Below are 21,879 nucleotides of genomic sequence, written 5' to 3' on the forward strand. Positions count from 1 at the left end.
AAACTTTTTCATCAAAAAAGATATCTCAAATCGATGACATTATGAATGCTCAACTTTATTCGGCTTGCTTTCATTCATCCATCGATAAATGACTGGCAATAAAACCAGCGTTAGTATCGTAGATGAAATAATGCCACCGATTACTACCGTTGCCAAAGGTCGTTGTACCTCTGCACCCGTTCCAGTTGCCAAAGCCATTGGAATAAAACCGAGTGAAGCAACGAATGCTGTCATTAATACAGGGCGTAATCGCAGTACCGCACCTTTCCAAGTTGCAGCATGAACATCTAGAGTTGCTCTTAGCTCTTTAATGAATGTGAGCATTACCAGACCATTCAATACCGCAACACCTGATAGAGCGATAAACCCGACTCCAGCAGACATAGAAAGCGGAATATCTCTCAGCCATAGAGCCACTAATCCACCAGATAAAGCGAAAGGAACCCCGCTAAATACAAGTAAACTATCTTTAAAGTTACTAAATACCGCCATCAGCAATACAAAGATCATGATGAGCGCCATCGGCACAACGATTTGCATTCTTGCAGTGGCAGAAGCAAGATTCTCAAATTGTCCTCCATAACCCAACCAATAACCGCTAGGTAGCTTTTGCTGCGCCAGTTTGCTTTGCATCTCTTGTACAAAAGACCCAAGGTCACGATCACGCACATTTGCTGTCACAATCACTCGGCGTTTGCCATTTTCACGGCTCACTTGAGCAAGGCCCAGAATATTCTCAACCTTGGCAACATCTTGTAACTGGATCAGACCGCCGTTTGGTAAGCGAATCGGTAATTGCGCTAGCTGCTGAGGCGTACGCATGTCTTCCTGCAAACGAATCACAAAATCGAAACGTCTATCCCCCTGTAAAATTTGCCCTACGCTTTGTCCTCCAATACTCGCAGCGACAATATCCTGAATAGACTTGACTGATAATCCATATTGGGCAGCCAGAGCATGATCAACATCAACATTGAGTAATGGCAAACCGTCAGTCTGTTCAACTTTGACTTCACTGGCACCTGGAATGCTACGTAGCTGTTGGGCTATTTTTTCCGCTTCCTGATTGAGGACCTGCATATCGTCCCCAAAAACTTTCACCCCGATATCACTACGTACACCTGAAATGAGTTCATTAAAACGTAGTTCGATGGGTTGCGAGAATTCACTGTTATTACCAGGAATCTGGTTCACAAATTGCAGCATTCTGGTACGCAATTCATCTATCGTTTCTTTAGGGTTTGGCCATTGATCGTGCGGTTTTAATAGAACAATACCATCGGAAATATTAGGAGGCATGACATCGGTCGCAACCTCGGCTGTTCCTGTTCTTGCAAAAATGGCTTTAATTTCAGGGAAAGCTTTGAGTAACTGCTTCTCTACATTCTCCTGAATCTTAAGTGACTCTTCTATGCCTGTGCTCGGTGCACGCATGAGTTGTAGTGCAAAATCCCCCTCACTGAGTTGAGGTGCGAACTCACTTCCCACTCGTGTTGCAATAGCACTTGTCAAAATCAAGATGCTGATCGCTGCTGTGACAACAACATATCGGAAGGCATATGCTTTATCGAGTAAGTCTGCATAACCTTTTTTCAGTGACATCATCCAGCGGCTTTCTTTTTCCTTCACTTCACCTGTAACAAACAAAGCGACAGCTGCTGGCACAAAGGTCACAGATAAAATAATTGCACCCAATAACGCTAAAACGACGGTCATTGCCATAGGATGGAACATTTTTGCTTCTACGCCTGCCAAAGCAAAAATTGGCAAGTACACGACCATAATGATGATCTGACCAAATATTAATGGCCGGCGTGCCTGTTTAGCGGCTAGAAAGACCTCAGTGAAACGTTCTGAACGTGTTAATAAGCGACCTTTTAAATGCTGCGCTTCAGCTAAACGCCGAATACAGTTTTCAACAATAACAACTGCTCCATCAACAATGATCCCGAAGTCCAAAGCACCCAAACTCATCAAGTTGGCACTGATTTTTTGTTCTGCCATACCTGTTAAGGTAAAAAGCATTGCCAATGGGATAATACAAGCAGTGATTAAAGCGGCGCGAAAGTTTCCTAAAAAAATAAAAAGGATAACGATGACTAAAATCGCACCTTCAATCAAATTTTTAGCTACAGTTTTAATCGCTTTATCTACGAGGCTACTCCGATCATAGACTGTTTCGATCACAACGCCCTGAGGGAGTGATCTTTGAATTTCCTGAACTTTGTCGTCAATCGCCTTGGCAATAGTTTTACTGTTTTCACCCATCATCATCATGGCGATACCTAAAACAGTTTCCTGTCCATTATAGGTAGCACCACCTGTACGCAAATCATGACCAATCGATACTGATGCAACATCTGCAACCCGTATGGGTAAACCGTTTTTAGTGGCAACCGTAACGTTCTGAATATCTTGTATCGATGTCAGCATGCCCGGAACACGAACGGTGAGTTGCTGGCCATTTTCTTCAATAAATCCAGCACCACGGTTTTCATTATTATTTTGAAGCGCATCCTGTAAATCAGTGAGTGGAATTTGCAACTGTTGTAACCGTGTCAGATCTGGAGAGACCACATAGGTTTTGTTATATCCACCAATGCTATTAACTTCGGCCACCCCTTGTACGCGTTGTAACTGGGGCCGAATAATCCAGTCCTGAATTTCTCGCAAGTCCATCGCGCTATAGGCTGAACCATCTGCTTTTTTAGCATTTGGCTCTGCTTTTACCACCCATTGATAAATCTCACCGAGTCCAGTCGAAATTGGAGACATTTGCGGATCAATGCTATCTGGTAAAGCACTCTTAGCCTCTTGTAAACGTTGGTTAATCAGCTGTCTTGCCCAGTAAATGTCAGTACCATCTTTAAAGATAATCGTGACCTGAGAAAGGCCATATCTGGAAATTGAACGAGTCTGTTCCAGATTTGGAATACCAGACATGGCATTTTCAATCGGATAAGTAATCCTTTGCTCAACTTCAGGTGCTGTAAAACCATTGGCCTGACTATTGATTTGTACCTGTACATTAGTGATATCAGGCACGGCATCAATTGAAAGTTTTTGGTAGCTATAAATTCCGACACCAATCCAAGCCACGACAAACATCATGACCCAAATGGCGTTGTTAATTGAAAACTGAATGATTCGATCAAACAAACCTTCAGCCTTTGGCAGATCAGGTTTATTAATGTCCATGCTCAGCCTCCCCTTTTTCAAGTTCGGACTTGAGCAAGAAACTACCTTGAGTCACATATTGCTGCTTTTCAGTAATTCCGGATTTAACTTCGACCCATTGTGCATCTGAAGAATAATTACCTAACTCAACTGCAACAGGAGCAAAATGAATTTTGTCCTTCTCTTGTTTTGCAATAAAGACGACATTCTTGCCATCAATCTGTTGTATCGCTGTCTTGTTAACTCGTAATACAGTCGCTGCATTATTTTGTTTCAGTAACACATTGACCATTAAGTTAGGACGTAATTCTTTTGAAGGTGTGAGTACCTTGGCACGAACCTGTAGACGACCAGTTTGAGTATCTGCTTCTGAAGTTAAACTTTGTACCTGTGCTTTAAAAATATTATTCGTTTGCAGTGATTTAAATTCAATTTCCTGATTAGGCTGAATATTGGTATTTGCACTTGGTAGCACAAATTCAACCCATAACTGATCTAGGCGATCAATAACAAATAACTGTTTTTCAGGACCAATTTGCTCACCAATGACAATATCTTTACTACTGATTACACCGCTTAAAGGTGCAGTTAAAACATATCGGCCTTTACTTGAGCGATTTGCTCCCAATGCAGATAAACGGCTATTTGCAGCCTGCACCTGGATCTGCGCCTGACGATAAGCATTGTAAGCACGCTGATAATCTTGACGTGCTGAAACACCTTGTTCCCACAATTGTTTTTCACGCTGATAATCTTGCTGCGCTAATGTCAACGCTTCTTGCGCCATACTTAAGTTAGCTTGTTGATCGACTAAATCCGGCACAAATAAAGTCGCAAGTGCCTGACCCTTTTCAACTTGTTGTCCCAGCGCAACATTTACGCTGTCTACTCGTGCAGAAAAAGTTGAAGAGACATGTGCTTGCTGGTCTGTGTTTACGACCAGTTTGGCAGGATACGAGAGATTCTGTTCAACTTCTCCACGTCCTACTTGCTCTAACTTCACTCCATATTCAACCAGTTGCTTAGACGTGAGGTTTAAACTGCCTTCCTCTTTTTCAGATTCTTCATGACCAGCTTCACCCTCTGCATGCTCTTCTTCACCTTCAGTATTAGGCTGTTTTTTTCCAGAGAAAAATAACCAAGCACTTAAAGCAAGGCAGACAATCAGTAGCAAAATAGCAATAAACCATTGGTTTTTCATTTTTTTAACTGACATTACTCTGCCCCTCCAACTGTCGGCAACTTATAGGTGTCTTGCCATAAATTTTGATTAATTTGATTTAATGCATCTCCAGACATCACCACATTTGGATCAATCCCGAGAGCTAAACTTTCTGCCTCAATTGCTTTTTGCCAAGCAGATTTAAGTAGTTGAACTTTTTTCAAACGTTGTTCTTGTAATTGAAGGGTAGATTGCTGAACATCAGTAATTGCAAATTTACCGACTTTAAAGCCAAGCAACATTTTCTCTTGTACCGTCTCTGATAAAGGGATTTGCTGCTCATTCATTAAATTATACTGCTGCTTTAAACCCGCTAACTCGTACTGTAGAGTACGGATAGAATTCTGGCTTTGCTTTTTATAAAAGCTTTGCTGCTGGTCAATTAAATCGAGTTTGCTTTGAGCAACTTTGAGGGCATATTGCTGGCGATTAAAGATATTTAAAGGAACTGCTATACCTACTCGAATCTGATTTTCGGTACTGCTCGTTTCTGCGGTTTTACTACGAACCACGCCCATATTTACAGTAGGCGTAGGCCGATTTTTTGCCTTTAAATAATTAATTTCAGAATTTTGTTGTATTGCTTGAAGCTGTAGGGACTGTTCTAACAAATTCTGTTTTAGATATTGGTCGATATCACTTTCATTTTTTAAAGGCCACGCACTTTTTATATCCGGGCGTAAGGTGAAGTTATCTTCTGCCTCACCCCATAAGTTAGCCAATTTTCTTTTAGCACTACTCAATGATAATTCAACTTCCTGATATAAACGCTGATTTTCAACATGCGTCATAAGAGTTCGATCTAAATCAACCTGAGCAATACTGCCGGCCTGAAAGCGTAAGCGGGTAGCATCAAGAAGATTTTTACTCGTTTTTAACTGGGCTTTAGCAACTTCATGTTCAAGCTCTAAAATAGATACTTGTGACCATAAATATTTTACCGCCAGCTTCAGTTGAGCCTCATATAAAACCTGATTTAACTCAACTTGATTTTGCTGAACACTTGCTAGTTTTTTTGCTGCGGAACGTACACCAAAAATATCTAGTTTTTGCGAGATTCCGAGTTCTAATTCCTGATCTTTTCCAGATTTAAAACCCGTTTGCTGTACAGAAACCGTCGGGTTTTCCCATAGCTGGCTCTGTTTGATATTGCTCTCGGCAATATCTTGTTGAGTTTGCCAAATTCCTGTTTGAGTCTGAAATTGCTTAACCTGATCAAGCACCTGCTCAAACGTTAAAACATTCTGTACCTGCTGCGATTGAGTATTCTCAGCAAGATTCTGATTTGAATTAGCAGCAGTTGTTACAACGCTAGTTGAAAGCGCAACTGCAACAACTAATGATTTAAGTACCCAAGATGTGTTCAGACTAACGAAACGCTTTTCGTATAAAAAAATAGACATAAAATAACCCTATGAAATAAATAATATTTCTGGTGGGCTAATTTTCGGCTACCCCACCTATAGCAGGGTTAAAACAGGAGGCGGGTCTTGTTTAGAAATATGAGGGGACTTATAAGAATTGGACCAATAATATTGTTGTTTTGGCTCAGATGACAGTATTAACGGTGAAACAAGTTTTTCTTGTGCTTCTACAATCACAACATGAAAACATGAAGGTAAATGGTCATGATGATCAGACAAAGTTAAAGGAGCTTTATGAGTAGTTCCTACGATATCTGACTTTTCCGTATGGCTATGCTGTAAAGCTTCATAACTCAACGCTGCATGATGACCAAAATGATGTAATGCCTTTTCCTGATTTTCATGGGCGCAAAATGCCGCTGCCACATTCCATAAACTTTGGAATATAAGCAAACAGAATAAGACGGACATGAAAAGTGCAGAACGTGGCAACAGCACACCATTAAACTAAGAAGTTGAACAAAGCCACTATAGCAGGCTATCGGCATGTAATAAAATTACATCTATAAATAGCAGTATAGAAGCGATCCTAATCTCGCCTGAGTAAAGATAAGAATAAATCATTAAGAATTTTTATCTTTACTCATAGGAAACTAATTATTAAGTAATTAGTTTCCTAAAAAATAAAAATTATTTACGCTTACAAGTTAAATGAGGATTCTTACTTTTTTCAGCTTTAGCTTTTGTTTCTTGCTGAGACTTAATATTCTTTTCGAGGAATATTAACCCTCCATCAGCATGAGCCAAACTTGTTGAAAGAAGTAAAACCATCAAAACTGATTTTGTGTTTAGTTTAATAGACATAATAATCACCTGATCTAAATATTCCGAATTTATTTCAGGACTTAACCCAGAAATAAAATTAATTTTTCGCATGCTTTAGTTAATCAACTCAGGACAAATCTTCTGAGTCTCTAAGAAACATGCGGATATACTTTCATTTCATTTTTAGAACCAACTAAACAATGAAGGGAGAACACCGTGGAGACGCAACTCATCAAAAAGTTGGACTAAGGCCGCAACCCAGATAAACCACACCACCTGCGTCAAAAAAATGCGGAAATGCTTCGGCGAAACCAGATAGAACTCAGGCTCTTTAAAATTTTTGAAACTTGGTAAAAAGCGTGGAATTGTCTTTATATAATCTGAATATGCAGTTCCATATTTTTCACTCAGGAACTGTTCTTCTTGGCGTATGACATAATGGTAGTAACAGAGAAAATAAAGCGTGAATAATATTGGGAAGATAAACGTCTCTGTAATCAACATAATCCCGACCCCACCCAGATAACTAAACAGATAGAGTGGATTTCTACATAAAGAATAGGGACCGTCGGTTACTAACTTGGCATTCTTAAATCCAGAAATGTAAAGACTGCACCATATTCTTCCCATTACTCCTATGCCCACAAAAAACCATCCAAAGAACCATAAAATATGTTCTATAAATGCCGCCTGGAAATGCCATTTACTAAAGCTGAAAGCGAGAATAATAGCTAAAATAAACCCAATCACTCGGGAGCTCACAGTTCTAACGCGGGGGGAAAATAAAATATTCATCTCCATAAACCTCCATCACTGTGAATCATCAGAGATGAGATAACCGATTCATTAAAATGATATTTTTGTTTTCCGGAAAGATTTGACAGAATCTTATATCCCGCCTTGTCATTAACATAAGGACGTGAATGTTTAAGCGAGTAATCTACATAGAAGATTGCTGCGCTTTGTTTGCACATATAATTAAGCATGAAATAACCCTTTGAAATAAATAAATTTCTGGTGGGTTATTTTTCGGCTACCCCACCTATAGCAGGGTTAAGACAGGAGGGGGATTTAAAGAGCCAAGATACGGAGACTGATAAGAATTAGACCAGTAATAAATTTGTGAAAGCTCATGTACACGCACAAAAGGTTCTTGAGCTTGTTGTGCATTTTCAGTCATCACTACATGAAAACACGAAGGTAAATGATCATGGTGATCTTGCCAGCTTAATGGAGCATTATCAGAATTTTCTACAATACCAACATGTTCAGTCTGCCTATGGTCTGAAGATTGATACACATTTAAATCTGCATGATGACCGAAATGTTGTAATGCCGCTCCCCTATTTTCATGCACGCAAAATGCCGCCGCCACATTCCATAAGCTTTGGAATATGAGCAAGCTAAACAAGACGGACATAAAAATTGTAGAACGTGGCAACCGTACACCATGATAATTAGAAATTGCACAAAGTCACTATAGCAAGTGATACCAATGTAATAAAATTACAAAATAATTTTTGGTCAATTTATCGCTGTTTTAAAAAAGTTTTTTCTTTAGAAAAATTATTTTCCTATTTGAGTTCCTGCAATGTATAAACTATTTTCCACCCTAATCGTTATCGTCTGTTTAAATTTGAGTGCTTGTGCCACGACATTGCTTTCAGAAGCCCTTCCTAATGAAACCACAAGAATCGAGAAGATCATTTTAGCAAAAGATCAAATCATTGCTTTAGGGCAAGCTGTTCAAAACCAGCAAGAACAAGGGATCGTATTTGTAGGCCAAGATTTCAGCTATTTAATGACCGAGGGAAGCGCTGAGCTATCAAAACTTCTTCATGCAATCCCGGCAGACCAACGGAGTCTGACCAGTCCATCCCCACTAGTACTGACCATGGATGACCCCAATCATTTTCATGGCGTTTTACAAATACGCTATAACACACGTATGGTTGATTTAAATGACTCGCAAAAAAATTTATTAAAGTCTCTCGGCTTTAGACAAAATTTCAATATCATTCAAAATCAACAAACGGCACCTTATCCTTATATCAATATTTTCTTTAAGGGCCAGCTTTATCAATCACAGGAAGCTAAAAAGATCCAAAAAACTTTAGTGCAACCTTATCCAATTATCCTGCAACAGGAAAATAAAATTACCCAAAAACATCCTTTGAAAAAGGCGACCCGTATGGTGCTCTATCCATTTGCCATGACCTTCGATGTGATTACGGTCGTTCCATCACTGATGTGGGCTGATTTACGAGGCGAATTTAATAATTAATATTTCCAAATCCTTAAATTTAAAAAACCAGCCCTTAGGCTGGTTTTGTTTAAAAATTTATCTTTTGTTTGTTATTTATAATTTTTACTCATGCTTTTTTGATCAAAAAGAAAATAGATACATTATCAAAAAATGATTATTTTCTAGCTATCAAAACACCGCTATAGATAAAGTATATAGAGAAGAGCTAGATTAATTTCACTTAGCATAAAAACACGTGTAACTTTTATGTAAGCCAAAACTTCACTATTTTTCATCCAAATACACTATATCACATTTACAAAAAAAAACATAATATTTCAATATAAGGGACTAGCTTAAAAGTGTGAGTCAATTCAATCAAATTGAGGAACAAGGGAGACTATCATGAATATGAAATCAATCAAGCATGGACTTAATCACTTGTTTGCTTTTGAAAACTTACCTTCTGATATGCATTCGCAAGCAGTTGATGAAATTGAACAGGGTTTACGCTTTGAAGAGTTAGCTGAGCAAGATCATGAACGTATGCAAAACTGGTTAGATGTAACTGCTAATGACCGAAATGCTATGTGGTGCTACTTACGAGCAGCTTTACGAGGTAGTCCCGATGCATCTTTTAAACTTGGTATTGGTTATCTCAATGGTCAATTTGGATTAGATAAAAACTATAACGAAGCTGAAAAATGGCTTAGAAAAGCAGCAAGTCAGGGACATCCCGATGCTGAGCATTGCTTACAAGAAGCTTTTAGTAAACTCGCATTTTCATAAAAAAAACCAGCCCTTAGGCTGGTTTTTTAAATTAACAGAGATTATCCGCTAATTTTTTTGTATTTAGTACGTTTTTGAACAGCGTCTTCACCTAAACGTGACTGACGGTATGCTTCATATTCTGCATAGTTACCTGTGTAGAATTCTGGCTGTTCATTTTCAAATGACAAGATGTGTGTCGCGATACGGTCAAGGAACCAACGGTCATGCGATACCACCATTACCGTACCTGGGAATACAAGAATTGCATCCTCAAGCGCACGTAAAGTTTCAATATCCAAGTCGTTTGATGGCTCATCCAGTAAGATAACGTTTGCACCTTGCTGTAAAATTTTCGCAAGTTGTAAACGGTTACGCTCACCACCAGACAATTCGCCTACGCGTTTTTGCTGGTCTTGGCCTTTAAAGTTAAAGCGGCCGATATAAGCACGTGAAGCAATTTCATAATCGCCCACTTTCAAGATATCTAAACCACCAGACACTTCTTCCCAAACAGTTTTGTTATTGTCTAGAGTGTCACGAATCTGACCTACGTAAGCCACTTTAACTGACTCACCTAAAGTCACAGTACCTGTATCAGGTTGCTGTTCACCGGTCATCATACGGAATAAAGTCGTTTTACCCGCACCATTTGGACCAACGATACCCACAATTGCTGTTGGAGGCACGGTAAACGTTAAGTTTTCGTACAATAAACGGCCGTCAAATGATTTGCTGATACCTTCCACTTCCACAACTTTATTACCCAAACGAGGGCCAGGTGGAATGTAGATTTCAGACGTTTCATTACGTTGCTGGAACTCTTTAGAGTTAAGCTCTTCAAAACGTTCCATACGCGCTTTGTTTTTCTTTTGCTGACCTTTCGCATTTGAACGAACCCATTCAAGTTCTTTTTTCAATGCTTTAGCAAAAGATTCTTCTTGTTTCTGCTCTTGTTCTAAACGAGCATTTTTCTGTTCCAACCAAGAAGAGTAGTTACCTTGGTAAGGAATACCATGTCCACGGTCAAGCTCCAAGATCCACTCGGCAACGTTATCTAAGAAATAACGGTCATGCGTAATCGCAACGATTGTGCCAGGGAAATCTTTCAAGAAGCGCTCTAACCAAGATACAGATTCTGCATCCAAATGGTTCGTCGGTTCGTCAAGAAGCAACATGTCTGGCTTCGAAAGCAATAAACGACAAAGCGCTACACGACGGCGCTCACCACCTGAAAGCTTAGTTACGTCTGCATCCCAAGCTGGAAGGTTCAAGGCATCTGCCGCGATTTCAAGCTGGTTATTTAAGTTATGTGCATCCCAAGCATGGATAATTGATTCTAATTTTTCCTGCTCTTTTGCAAGTGCATCAAAATCAGCATCCGGGTCTGCATACTCTGCAAATACCTGATCAAGACGTTCTAAAGCATCTAAAGCTTCACGCACGCCATCTTCAACGTTACCACGAACGTCTTTAGTCGGATCAAGAGGTGGCTCTTGCTCTAAATAGCCGATTTTAATTCCAGGTTGTGCACGAGCTTCACCAGAGAAATCTTTATCTACGCCAGCCATAATACGAAGCAAGGTAGATTTACCTGCACCGTTCAAACCGAGCACACCAATTTTGGCACCCGGGAAAAATGATAAAGAGATGTCTTTTAAGATTTCGCGCTTTGGCGGAACCATCTTAGACACTCGGTTCATCGTATAAATATATTGGGCCACGCAGGACTCCTCAATTGAAAAACCAATACATCGCATAAGCGATAAATAATCGCGCGTATTATACGCTGAAAACCCCAACAACTTGAAGTTATGATTTCCATCGTACGGATTTATCAAACAATTTTCTTTTTCAATAAGTTGCAAAATGTTTATGGATAAGATTTATACAGCTTTTCAGCGTATATTTTTCTATCTTTATTCCTAAAATTAGAAAACAAACCAGAATTTCTGCAATTTTGTACATAAATTTTAGGCTAGACTCGCTCAATATTTAACTCACGAAGATGAAGTAATCATGACTTATAAAGATGAAACATTAGCAATTCACGCTGGCTACTCACCCGAAGCAACAACAAAAGCGGTTGCGGTCCCTATTTATCAAACAACTTCGTATGCATTTGATAATACACAGCACGGCGCTGACCTTTTCGATTTAAAAGTTCAGGGCAATATTTATACCCGGATTATGAACCCGACTACTGCTGTACTTGAGCAACGCCTTGCTGCACTCGAAGGCGGAATTGGTGCTTTAGCCTTGGCTTCTGGAATGGCAGCGATTACCTATGCTGTCCAAACGATTACAGAAGCGGGAAACAACATTGCCTCCGTCTCAACTTTATATGGCGGAACTTATAATTTATTTGCCCACACCTTACCAAAACAAGGCATTGAAGTTCGCTTTTTTGATTATCAACAGCCTGAAAGCTTACGTAATTTAATTGATGATAAAACTAAACTTGTTTTTGTTGAGTCGATTGGTAACCCACTCGGAAATATTATCGATTTAGAAGCAATTTCAAAAATTGCACATGAATATGGCGTACCTGTCATCGTCGATAATACGGTTGCCACCCCTGCCTTATTAAAACCATTTCAATATGGCGCCGATATCGTTATTCATTCTCTTACTAAATATATTGGTGGTCATGGTAATAGCATTGGTGGTGCAATTGTCGATAGTGGTAAATTTCCTTGGGGTAAATATCCAGAGCGTTTTAAAGTTTTAAATACACCAGACCCAAGCTATCACGGAGTTAATTATGTCGAAGCATTAGGTGAGGCTGCCTATATAGCACGCGCTCGCGTAGTGCCATTACGTAATACAGGTGCGGCAATTAGCCCACTGAGTGTTTTCTTAATTTTACAAGGTTTAGAAACTCTAAACCTCCGCATGGAACGTCATACTGAAAATGCGCAAAAAATTGCGGAATATTTACAGACCCATCCAAAAGTAAAATGGGTGAACTACGCAGGTTTAAAAGATCATCCACAGCACCAACTTGCTCAAAAATATGTAAAAGGCAAACCTTCTGCAATTTTATCTTTCGGGGTGCAAGATGGACGTGAAGGAGGTACTCGTTTCATCGATGCTCTTCAGCTATTTACTCGTCTTGTGAATATTGGTGATGCGAAAAGTTTGGCTTGCCACCCTGCAACTACAACTCACCGTCAACTTAATGAACAAGAACTTAAATCTGCTGGTGTAAGTGAAGATATGGTTCGTCTTTCCATTGGAATTGAGCATATTGATGACTTAATTGCCGATTTAGAACAAGCACTTTCAGCTGTATAACTTTTAAACTATTTATCAAGCCTCTGGAAATAGAGGCTTTTTTCATTTTTTTGTTCATTATATAACTAAAAATAATTAATGGATTAAGATACTATTTTAGAGTTTTTACTCTAAATAAATTGTTAAATTTCATATATTTACAGACTAGACAATTTTTAAACATCTATTAAGATAAGAACAACATTTATGAGTTCATTTGGATGAACCTACGGTTGTAAAAAATAAAAATTACATACCGGAATAAATAGTCCCTGCCCCTACTTAGGTAAAATGCTGTGAATAAAAAATTAGAAGCTCTGTTCCAGGAAAAGGTACAAGATAAAGTCATTTTAGTGACAGGCGCCTCGAGTGGAATCGGATTAACGATTTCAAACAAACTTGCTGATGCTGGTGCCCATGTTTTACTGGTTGCCCGTACTCAAGAAACTTTGGAAGAAGTAAAAGCAGATATCGAAAAACGTGGCGGTAAGGCATCAATTTTCCCGTGTGATCTTAACGATATGGAAATGATTGACCAAGTATCTAAAGAAATTTTAGCGACTGTTGATCACATTGATATTTTAATTAATAACGCAGGTCGCTCTATTCGCCGTGCTGTACATGAATCTTATGATCGTTTTCATGACTTTGAACGCACCATGCAATTAAATTATTTTGGCGCGGTTCGTCTAGTTCTCAATATCTTGCCGCATATGATTCAGCGTAAAGACGGACAAATTATTAATATTAGCTCGATTGGTGTTTTAGCAAACGCTACTCGCTTCTCTGCATATGTCGCGTCTAAAGCCGCTCTTGATGCATTTAGCCGCTGCCTATCTGCCGAAGTTCATGCACACAAAATTGCGATTACTTCAATTTATATGCCATTGGTTCGTACCCCAATGATTGCACCAACTAAAATTTATAAATATGTACCAACACTTTCACCTGAGCAGGCTGCTGACTTAATTGCTTATGCAATTGTGAAACGTCCAAAACGTATGGCAACTAACTTAGGCCGCTTAGCTTCAATGACTTATTCTGTAGCGCCAGGCATTAATAATATGTTCATGTCGATTGGTTTCCGTTTATTCCCAAGTTCAGATGCAGCGAAGGGACAAAAAACCGAGAAATTAAACTGGGCACAAAAAGCATATGCACGTATTTTCCCAGGTGAACACTGGTAATTTTGAGTTAATCGCATAACGAATAAAAAGCGCCTTAAATAAGGCGCTTTTTTTAACTAAAGAACTGATCAATCAAGAAACTGAACGTGCCCTGTTTTTACATCATAAATTGCACCCACAACTACGATCTCACCTCGATCAACCATATCTTTAAGCACACTACTATTATTAATAATGTACTGGATGTTGTAATGAACATTCATTGCTGTGACTTGACTAATAAAAGCATTACCTAATTCACGTGGTTGCATAATGTCATATACGCTATCAACCGAATGCATTAATGGTCCAAGTACATATTGGATGTGTGGCATTTCCTTCACATCAGATACTTGTTTTTGTTCTAAACGCAATTGACATGCACTCGTCACCGCACCGCAATCAGTATGTCCTAAAACAACGATTACTTTAGAACCTTTAGCCTGACACGCAAATTCAAGTGAACCCAATACTTTTTGCCCAGCAATATTACCTGCAATTCGCAAGCTGAACAGATCACCAATACCCACATCAAAAATCATTTCGGTAGGAGCACGTGAGTCCATACACCCAAGGACTGCTGCGATCGGATGTTGCCCTTCATCTGCAGTCACACGAATTTGTCGGTAAATATCTCGTTGAAGGCGTTCATTTTTTACAAAACGTTCGTTCCCTTCTTTAAGTAGGTTAACGACCTGTTGTGGACTCAGCTTTTGTTGCAAATCATGTGTACTAATATCAATATCAAGTACCGCATCATCAACGTCTTGATAGTGCTGTTTGAATCCAACCAATTTAAGATTTACTTGGCGTTTGATAGCCGTTTCACTTTGATAATCTTGAATAACTTGATAGATATCAGGATCGATCGAATCACACTGAGTTGCATCAATAATGAGTTGTTGATGTTTATGCACATGTTCTAATGCCGAAATAAGCGCAGAACGATTAAGAAAAGTCACTTGTGATGGAAGTTCAATACGAGTCACTACGCCATGTAAACGCTTCTCTCTATAAACACGAATACCTTTATTAAAATTGCCATAGAGAATAAAAGCACTACTGGTGAACAGACCAATTAAAATTCCCATTAAAAGATCGGTCAGTAAAATTGCAACCAAGGTAATAATAAAAGGTAAAAACTGTTTCCAACCTTTTTGATAAAGCTGTTTGAATAGTTTTGGATGGGTAAGTTTAAAGCCTGTCACAATAAGGATCGCAGCCAATGCAGACAGAGGAATCATGTTCATTAATGGCACAAAGAACAAAACCGCCAACAGCAACAATACCCCATGAATAATGGTAGAGCATTTACTACGCGCACCTGTATTCGCATTCACCGAACTTCGCACAATCACGGAAGTGACGGGCATGCCACCTATTAAGCCAGAGACGATATTCCCTGTACCTTGTGCCCAGAGTTCGCGATTAGGAGGAGAAGAGCGTTTTTGAGGATCGATTTTATCTGCTGCCTCTAAATTCAATAAGGTTTCTAAAGAGGCCACAACAGCCAGAGTAATTGCCCCTGTGTAAATCATAGGTTCCGCTAAGTAGCTAAAATCAGGGAAAATTAATACTTTTTCGGGTGCCTGTAATATATTCGGCAATTGAATAAGATTATCAATTTGTACTGCCCATGAAGAACCCATACTCACTAAAATAAAATTTAAAACTGCTGCGAGCACAACCGCAATCAAAGCCGAAGGTAAAGCTAGTTTTTTAAGCGGGCTGCTATCCCATGCTAAAATTAAGAATAGACTGAGCAAACCAATAAGTGCCGCTCCTCCATCAAAACGTTGAAGGAATGCATCTGGTGTTGAAGTCCAAACCTGTTTCCATGAAAAATCAGAAAGTCCAAACAGATAAGGCAATTGTGTGGCAATCAGGATGACACCAATAGCGGCTAATAACCCTAAAATGACATTATTTGGAATAAAGTTCGCAAAAAAACCTAACTTAAATAATCCAAATAGAATTTGTAGAACACCGGCAAAAATAATACATAATAAAAAGGCGGCATAATTGCCGCCCAATTGTTCTAATTGCACAAGGATGACAGCAGTCAGCCCTGCCGCTGGGCCTGCAACGCTAATGTGAGAACCACTCAGTAAACCCACAATAATGCCGCCTACAATACCTGCAATAATACCAGAGATGATGGGAGCACCTGAGGCTAAAGCGATACCCAAGCATAGTGGTAATGCCACGAGGAATACGACAACTCCGGATAAGAGGTCTTTTAAATGAAATCTATTTTTCAGGTTTAAAACCGACATAAAACAACCATTTATAATAAAAAGAAATAAGCAAAGTTGTACTATTACAGCCTGAAAGTGAGTAAATGCTTCAAGGCTGGGTTGATGATGTCGAACAACTGAATATCATTAAAGTTTAGTTATGCTATAACGTTGTGTATTTAATTGTGTATTTAACAACGATTTGTTGATCTTAAGATTCACCTCATCTTTACGACTGCTTTTTTCTTATTTTGCTTTTATATAGTTATTAAAAACATAATATTTAACCCATAAAAAAGCCTCCAATTGGAGGCCTTTTTATCAACTAAAGACTCTTATTTAGAACCTTTAATTCCTGCTTGTAATAACAATGCACCTAAACCACCGATCTTTTGTTCTTGTGGTTTCTCTTGCTTGCTACGCTGAGGGCGTTCAGCTTGATCTTTACGTGGTTGAGGACGTTTACCTTGAGGCTTACGTTCAAAACGCTGTTCTGTACTTTGTTCACGGCGTGGTGGACGCTGTGCTTTTACAGGTGCAGAGCCTTCAGCACGCATACTTAAGTTCACGCGGTTACGTTCAACATCAACCTGCATAACACGCACTTGTACGATCTGACCTGGTTTTACAACTTTATGCGGGTCAGAAACAAACTCATTCGCTAATTCAGAAATATGAACTAGACCATCCTGATGCACGCCAATATCAACAAAGGCGCCAAAGTTTGTGACATTAGTGATCACACCTTCAAGCTGCATACCTTCAGTTAATTGACCAACTTCAGTGATATCTTCGCGGAATTTAGCAGTACGGAACTCTGGACGCGGGTCACGACCCGGTTTTTCAAGTTCAGCTAATACGTCTTGAACTGTTGGCAAACCAAATTTGTCATCAACAAATTCATCAGCTTTTACTTGGCGAATGATTTCGGTATTACCAATGATGTCTTTAACAGTTGTCGCTTTTGCAGCAACAATTTTCTCAACAAGACCATAACTTTCAGGGTGAACAGCAGAAGCGTCTAAAGGTTCAGAACCATTTTGGATGCGTAAGAAACCAGCCGCTTGTTCAAACGTACGCTCACCTAAACGTGGTACGCTTTTCAAAGCTTGACGGTTATCAAAACGACCATGCTCTTTGCGATATTCAACAATTTGCTGAGCAATGGCTTTATTCAAACCTGCAATGTAAGCCAAGATTGCTGGCGACGCCGTATTTACATCAACACCAACAGCATTCACACAGTCTTCAACTACCGCATCAAGTGTTTTAGCCAAACCAGTTTGATTTACGTCGTGTTGATATTGACCTACACCAATTGATTTCGGATCAATCTTAACAAGTTCAGCAAGTGGATCTTGTAAACGGCGAGCAATCGACACTGCACCACGAATTGAAACATCAAGCTCTGGAAGTTCTGCCGCAGCAAGCTCACTTGCAGAGTAAACAGATGCACCCGCTTCACTTACAGTCACACGTGTTAATTTAAGGTCTGTATTAGCAGCCATCATTTCAGCCACTACAGCTTCTGTTTCACGGCTAGCTGTACCATTACCAATAGCAATAAGCTCTACATTATATTCACGGCATAGACGTGCAAGTTCAGTAATAGAACCTTCTTTATCTTCTTTAGGTGCGAATGGGTAAATCGTGCTATGGGCAAGTACATCACCTGCATCGCTTACTACCGCAAGTTTCACACCAGTACGAATACCAGGGTCAACACCTAAAGTAGTACGACCACCTGCTGGCGCTGATAATAATAAATGACGAAGATTTTCAGCAAATACCTGCATTGCTTCTGCTTCGGCAGTAAGTCGTTTCTCTGTTAGCAATGAATGCTCGATTTGAGGACGAACTTTACCTAACCAGAATAATTTTGCAGTTTGTTTTAAGAAATCTTGACGTGCTTGAGGTTGAATTTGCTCAAGGTTGTATTCAGTTTCAATACGCGCTAATGGCGCATCATCTTCACCATCAACTTTTAAACCTAATACATTTTCTTGACGACCACGCAACATCGCCAATAAACGGTGTGAAGGTAATTTGTTTAAACCTTCAGAAAATTCAAAGTAATCACGGAATTTTTTACCGACTTCTTTCTTTTCTTCAGAAGCAACAGTACTTTTTAAAACCGCAGTTTTTGCAAAAGTTGCTTTTAATTCTGTAGTAAGCGCAATATTTTGTGCCCAGTCATCAATCAGAATATGCTGGATCGCATCTAACTGACTTTCAACATCTGGATAGTCTTCATGACTAAACCCAGCCACTGCTTCTGTCGGGTCAACTTGTTCTGCAATAATTTTTTCAGCAATTGGTCCTAAACCTGCTTCTTTTGCTTTAAAAGACTTACTTGTACGCTTAGGACGATACGGTGCATAAATTTCTTCTAAAGCATTTTTTGTTTCGGCTGCATTCACCCGCGCCAACAAGTCATCATTCAATTTATTCTGTTCTTGCAAAGACTGAATGACCTTTTCACGGCGCTCATATAAATCACGTAAATACGCTAAACGAGTATCTAATTGGCGTAACTGCGTATCATCTAAACCTTGTGTTACTTCTTTACGGTAACGGGCAATGAATGGAACACTGGCACCTTCGTCAATTAAGCGGATGGCAGCTTCTACTTGGTTTGGACGTACGGCAAGCTCACTTGCCAACTGCTGAACTAAGTCAGTCATCGTGTTTGATCCCACAAGGATAAAGTTTAAAAGCACTGATTATAAAGACCAAGCCCATAAAATCCACACTTGTTTGCGTATTCAAAACGTTTTTTTGTATTGACTCTGAATATTTATACTTTTTACGACTACTAGAGCACATAAAAACAGTGATTTAAGTATGAAAAATTTGAGAGCAACCCCTCCCTTTTAATCTTTAAAAAATATAAACGTATGACTTGTGTCATGAACGTGACAAAAAATTAATATAATTTATGAGAAATTGATCATATTGATACATAGCCCAAAAGACAAAAATATTAAGGTCGAGCACTACTTTATTCTTCTAATTTGTTATTTACTCAGTTTTTTTATCTTATTCAACAATCAAAAGCCTATTATATTTATTTCAAATAACTTATTTGAAACAATTAGTTATTACTATTGAGTGATTAGAAATTTATTGAAAATTTAACTATTTGTTGTTTTAGATCTATCTTTGCTAAATTATGGGCTTAAGATGTTGTTTTTTGGTTTCAAACCACCTTGAAAATTGTAATTTTGAGCAAATTGATACATAGTCTAAACAAGAACATCGGCATTATACTGAGGGCTTGTTGGCAATAAGCCTATCCGACCCAATAATATATAAATTATGACTTTAAAAGGGAGTACATCATGAGTTTAGTTGTACCTGCTGAACATCCTGAAACCGTACACAACGAAACGGATCGTGTCGAACGTATTTTAGTGGTCGATGACGATGTGCGTTTACGTACCCTCTTGCAACGTTTTTTGGAAGATAAAGGCTTTGTTGTAAAAACTGCCCACGATGCTTCGCAAATGGACCGCCTATTACAACGTGAGTTATTTTCACTTATCGTACTCGACTTTATGTTACCGGTTGAAGATGGTTTAAGTATTTGCCGTCGTTTGCGCCAATCAAATATTGATACGCCAATCATCATGTTAACAGCACGTGGTAGCGATTCAGACCGTATTGCAGGTCTTGAAGCTGGTGCAGATGACTACTTGCCAAAACCATTTAACCCAAATGAACTTTTAGCACGTATCCGTGCAGTATTACGTCGCCAAGTTCGCGAAGTTCCGGGTGCACCAAGCCAACAAGTTGAAGTTGTAAGCTTTGGTCCATGGTCTCTAGACTTGTCTACTCGTACGCTGACACGTGAAGGACAAATCGTTACCTTAACAACTGGCGAATTTGCAGTATTAAAAGCATTAGTACAACACCCACGTGAACCATTGACACGGGATAAACTGATGAACTTGGCGCGTGGCCGTGAATGGGGTGCAATGGAACGTTCAATTGACGTTCAAGTTTCTCGTTTACGTCGTTTAATTGAAGATAACCCTGCACGTGCACGTTACATCCAAACTGTATGGGGTGTAGGCTATGTATTCGTTCCGGACGGTGCTGAATAAGCTTGAGATAAAATAGAGTGAGTTTAGAACCAATCGCCCCACAGAACTTTACCGATTACGTTGCCTATTCAGAACGTAAACGGACTCGATGGGAACGTTTTCTCGACAAAATAAAGCCACGTTCTGCTGCCATGCGTACCACTATTCTGGTACTGCTGGTGGTGTTCTTTAGCTTATTTATGTCGTTATGGTTCTTTTGGCGCACTCTTTATTTACCTGAAATTCAACAGCACGCCCGTTATCTTGCGGTTGAGCTTGAGCTCGTCAATAATCCTGATATACGAATTTTTCATCGTGAAAATGAAGTAGATATTGATGCGTGGTTGCGTAATCGAGTCGGTATTGAATACGTTACCAACCCCAAAGAATATCCAAGTGTCCGAGAAAAGGTCATTGCCGAGTTTTTTACCAATCACGTTGAAAATAAGCTGGCAAATGAGATTGGGACTAAAGATGTTACCGTTTACTTCCAGTTTAAACCGAGCCCACGCATTTGGATTCAAACACCTGAAATGCATGGGAACTGGGTTCGTGAGCCTTTAAAAACCTATGCTAACTATAGTCCTGAACTTTTAGTGGGTTGGGTCGTAGGTGTTCCATTACTGTCGGCTATCATTATTTTAATTTTGGTTCGACAGATGAACCGCCCTCTGCGTCGTTTGCAGAATGCTGCCAATGAATACAGTAAATCCGGAACAGCGCCATACCTTGATACCAATCACGGTCCACTAGAAATTCGTCAAGTAAACCAAGCCTTTAATCGTATGGTCTATACACTCGATCAGACTGAGCGTGAGCGACGTATTATGTTGGCAGGTATTTCACATGATTTACGTACTCCTCTTACACGCATACGTTTAACAGCAGAGATGCTACCTGATGAGTTTTTGCGTGAAGGTTTGGTTTATGACGTAGATGATATGGATGCAATTCTTAATCAGTTCATTTCGTACATGCGCGATGGCTCAGATGAGGAGTTGAAAGACACCAATATCAACATGCTTTTGCAAGAACTTGTTGTGCAATTTAAACCTCTCGATATTCAATTCGAGATGCAGGATGTACCTATTATTCCGGCACGTAGTCTTTCTTTAAAAAGATTGATTGCCAACTTAATTAATAATGCAAAACGCTATGGTGCCGAACCGATAGAGCTCAGTGCAAAAGTTGAAAATGAATCTATTTTAATTACTGTTGCCGATCATGGTGAAGGCATTCCAGCAGATCAAATTGAAGAATTAATGCAACCTTTTGTTCGCGGAGACTCAGCAAGAACCATTCAAGGTAGTGGTCTTGGGCTGGCTATTGTTAAACGTATTGTCGATATTCATCATGGCGAGATTCAAATTCATAACCGTGAACAAGGTGGTCTAGAAGTTATTATTTCTTTACCAATTCCAAAACCGAGTACCGAAGAAAATACCTCAACCAATCCATTGGAAAAAATAAAACAAACTTTAAGTGAGCGCTTTTAATTTGATCAATCAGCAATT

17 protein-coding genes are annotated in these 21,879 nt (G+C 39.3%); 6 read left to right on the forward strand and 11 right to left on the reverse strand.

Annotated features, from left to right (window positions below):
• Positions 1–39: 39 nt before the first annotated feature.
• The 8 genes from ACXM0J_RS06480 to ACXM0J_RS06515 all read right to left on the reverse strand — a co-directional run bounded on the left by ACXM0J_RS06480 (position 40) and on the right by ACXM0J_RS06515 (position 8,029).
• Entirely contained in the window at positions 40–3,198 is a 3,159-nt protein-coding gene (locus ACXM0J_RS06480; protein WP_086264783.1) for an efflux RND transporter permease subunit, read from the reverse strand.
• Positions 3,188–4,393, reverse strand: coding sequence for an efflux RND transporter periplasmic adaptor subunit (locus tag ACXM0J_RS06485; protein WP_086264782.1), 1,206 nt, complete (start codon positions 4,391–4,393; stop codon positions 3,188–3,190). Before ACXM0J_RS06485 ends, ACXM0J_RS06480 begins: the two co-directional genes overlap by 11 nt.
• A complete protein-coding gene (locus tag ACXM0J_RS06490; protein WP_086264781.1) occupies positions 4,393–5,802 on the reverse strand; it encodes a TolC family protein in 1,410 nt (469 codons plus the stop codon). The genes ACXM0J_RS06485 and ACXM0J_RS06490 overlap by 1 nt, the downstream gene beginning before the upstream one ends.
• 57 nt (positions 5,803–5,859) lie before the next feature.
• Positions 5,860–6,255: a cation efflux protein, CzcI-like gene (locus ACXM0J_RS06495; protein ID WP_336237515.1), complete on the reverse strand. Its 396-nt coding sequence runs from the start codon at positions 6,253–6,255 to the stop codon at positions 5,860–5,862.
• 198 nt (positions 6,256–6,453) lie between these two features.
• On the reverse strand, positions 6,454–6,627 hold the full coding sequence (locus tag ACXM0J_RS06500) for a hypothetical protein (protein WP_199964075.1): 174 nt from the start codon (positions 6,625–6,627) through the stop codon (positions 6,454–6,456).
• Between the two features lie 144 nt (positions 6,628–6,771).
• Positions 6,772–7,389 (reverse strand): methyltransferase family protein, encoded by a 618-nt coding sequence (locus ACXM0J_RS06505; RefSeq protein ID WP_086264780.1) that lies wholly within the window; start codon positions 7,387–7,389, stop codon positions 6,772–6,774.
• Positions 7,380–7,574, reverse strand: coding sequence for a hypothetical protein (locus ACXM0J_RS06510; RefSeq protein WP_086264779.1), 195 nt, complete (start codon positions 7,572–7,574; stop codon positions 7,380–7,382). Before ACXM0J_RS06510 ends, ACXM0J_RS06505 begins: the two co-directional genes overlap by 10 nt.
• 56 nt (positions 7,575–7,630) lie before the next feature.
• Positions 7,631–8,029: a cation efflux protein, CzcI-like gene (locus ACXM0J_RS06515; protein WP_199964074.1), complete on the reverse strand. Its 399-nt coding sequence runs from the start codon at positions 8,027–8,029 to the stop codon at positions 7,631–7,633.
• Positions 8,030–8,179: 150 nt separating this feature from the next.
• Here ACXM0J_RS06515 and ACXM0J_RS06520 point away from each other — a divergent pair, with 150 nt between their 5' ends.
• Both ACXM0J_RS06520 and ACXM0J_RS06525 read left to right on the forward strand, forming a co-directional pair.
• The gene (locus ACXM0J_RS06520) at positions 8,180–8,872 is read left to right on the forward strand and encodes a YidX family protein (RefSeq protein WP_086264777.1); all 693 of its coding nucleotides are present in this window, start codon (positions 8,180–8,182) and stop codon (positions 8,870–8,872) included.
• Positions 8,873–9,238: 366 nt separating this feature from the next.
• Positions 9,239–9,622, forward strand: coding sequence for a tetratricopeptide repeat protein (locus tag ACXM0J_RS06525; RefSeq protein WP_199964073.1), 384 nt, complete (start codon positions 9,239–9,241; stop codon positions 9,620–9,622).
• 41 nt (positions 9,623–9,663) lie between these two features.
• Here the strand turns inward: ACXM0J_RS06525 and ettA are convergent, their stop codons facing one another.
• Complete coding sequence (ettA, locus tag ACXM0J_RS06530) at positions 9,664–11,325, reverse strand: energy-dependent translational throttle protein EttA (RefSeq protein ID WP_086264776.1); 1,662 nt, start codon at positions 11,323–11,325, stop codon at positions 9,664–9,666.
• 295 nt (positions 11,326–11,620) lie between these two features.
• Here ettA and ACXM0J_RS06535 point away from each other — a divergent pair, with 295 nt between their 5' ends.
• Both ACXM0J_RS06535 and ACXM0J_RS06540 read left to right on the forward strand, forming a co-directional pair.
• Positions 11,621–12,898 (forward strand): O-acetylhomoserine aminocarboxypropyltransferase/cysteine synthase family protein, encoded by a 1,278-nt coding sequence (locus ACXM0J_RS06535; RefSeq protein ID WP_086264775.1) that lies wholly within the window; start codon positions 11,621–11,623, stop codon positions 12,896–12,898.
• A gap of 275 nt (positions 12,899–13,173) precedes the next feature.
• Positions 13,174–14,064, forward strand: a complete 891-nt coding sequence (locus ACXM0J_RS06540; protein WP_002116932.1) for an SDR family NAD(P)-dependent oxidoreductase — start codon at positions 13,174–13,176, stop codon at positions 14,062–14,064.
• A gap of 68 nt (positions 14,065–14,132) precedes the next feature.
• Here ACXM0J_RS06540 and ACXM0J_RS06545 read toward each other — a convergent pair whose 3' ends face one another.
• Together ACXM0J_RS06545 and ACXM0J_RS06550 are read right to left on the reverse strand one after the other, a co-directional pair.
• Positions 14,133–16,319 (reverse strand): SulP family inorganic anion transporter, encoded by a 2,187-nt coding sequence (locus ACXM0J_RS06545; protein ID WP_005067022.1) that lies wholly within the window; start codon positions 16,317–16,319, stop codon positions 14,133–14,135.
• 296 nt (positions 16,320–16,615) lie between these two features.
• Entirely contained in the window at positions 16,616–18,964 is a 2,349-nt protein-coding gene (locus ACXM0J_RS06550; RefSeq protein ID WP_086264774.1) for a Tex family protein, read from the reverse strand.
• Between the two features lie 657 nt (positions 18,965–19,621).
• Here ACXM0J_RS06550 and ompR point away from each other — a divergent pair.
• Positions 19,622–20,386, forward strand: a complete 765-nt coding sequence (ompR, locus tag ACXM0J_RS06555; RefSeq protein WP_000060753.1) for an osmolarity response regulator transcription factor OmpR — start codon at positions 19,622–19,624, stop codon at positions 20,384–20,386.
• A 17-nt stretch (positions 20,387–20,403) separates the two neighbouring features.
• Positions 20,404–21,861, forward strand: coding sequence for an ATP-binding protein (locus tag ACXM0J_RS06560; protein WP_086264773.1), 1,458 nt, complete (start codon positions 20,404–20,406; stop codon positions 21,859–21,861).
• Positions 21,862–21,879: the final 18 nt, after the last annotated feature.

The sequence above is a fragment of the Acinetobacter sp. GRABPA_MV_2 genome, from assembly GCF_056725885.1.